The 1,281-nt window shown below is 72.9% G+C and carries 1 protein-coding gene; it reads right to left on the bottom strand.

Annotated features, from left to right (window positions below):
- Positions 1–1,207: hypothetical protein (locus DQW06_RS28260; RefSeq protein ID WP_117199622.1), on the bottom strand; the 1,207-nt coding region annotated here is incomplete at its 3' end.
- Between the last annotated feature and the right edge of the window lie 74 nt (positions 1,208–1,281).

Below are 1,281 nucleotides of genomic sequence, written 5' to 3'. Positions count from 1 at the left end.
CGGGCGGGGTCACCCGCACCTCGTGGGCGGGTTCGGGCAGGTCGAGAATGCGGTAGAACGCGGACCGCAGAAGGGCGCCGGACTTCCCCGGAACGGAGGTGAGCATTCGCGTGGTCTCCGCGAACCTTCCCGCGGTGTGTTCCTCCGAGTCCTCCACGATCTGGGAAAGCAGTGGTGCGTCCGGGCGCAGGAGGGCGGCGGTTCTGCCGAAGGCGGCGATGGGGGAGTCGCTGGCCATTTCGTGGTGGGGAAACGCGCCGAGGATCGTGTGGGTGCCCAGCGCGGCGCCGTAGAAGGTGACCGAGCCGTGGTCGCCGACGACGTGGTCGGCCGCGACGAGGGCCGCCTGCCAGCCCTGCCGGGGCGGCAGGACGCGCAGCCCGGCGCGCTCGGCGTCGGCGAGCCAGGCGCGCACCTGCCAGGGCCCGTGGCCGTGCCAGACGTTGGGGTGCAGGACCAGCGCCACCCGGTACTCGTCCACCGGGAGTTCCTCCACGAGGCGGACGGGCAGGTCGGGCCAGCGGCCGAGCAGGGAGGTCGGGCCCCAAGTGGAGCTGATCAGGACGAGCCTGCGCCGTCCGGTCTCCAGGTGGTCGCGGTAGCGCTCACGCCAGGGGAGTCCGGCCAGGACGCGGTCGTAGGTGGGGTCCCCGGCGACGAGGGCCGCGTCCACAGCCTCGGGGCAGGCGGCGTTCAGCCGGTCGAGCTGCTCGGAGTGGGAGAGCACCAGGGTCTGCGGGACGAGCGCGCCGTCGCGGAGAAGGGTCTGGCGGGAGAGGCCGAAGACCGCCTCGTCCTTGTGCGGGAGTTCGGCCGCGGGCGCGCCCGCGGTTTCCGGTTTCGCCAACTTGTTGTATCCGGCGCCGTGGGAGAACACCACCATGGGCGCTTTGATCCGGTGCAGATCGTCGCCGTAACTCGCGGAGAGGGCGAGGTCGAACTCCTCCTCCACCGCCTGTTCCCACGGCGCGACGACGGCGCCGATGTCACCGAGGAACTCGGTGACGCCCTCGCGGAAGTTGGAGGTCCGCGCCCGGGTGAACACGACCTGCACGCGGGGGTCGGACTCCAGCAGGGGGAGGATGTCGAGCAGCCGGGTCAGCGCGGTCACGGTGTGCGCCACCACGAGGACCCGTCGGCTGCCGGGAGCGGTGGACCAGGCCGGGGCCGACCCGATGGGCACCCGCAGCCGCTCCTCGACCGACATGCGCCCTCCCGTCACCGCTCTGCGTCCGTTCCGCCCCGCCCGGCGACGGGACAGCGCACCCAAGGGCCCCGCCC

It is taken from the genome of Nocardiopsis sp. TNDT3 (assembly GCF_003427465.1).
Taxonomy (GTDB): Bacteria; Actinomycetota; Actinomycetes; order Streptosporangiales; family Streptosporangiaceae; genus Nocardiopsis; species Nocardiopsis dassonvillei.
The sequence above is the reverse complement of the archived record's forward strand: the minus strand, read 5'-3'. Positions and strand labels throughout refer to the sequence as shown.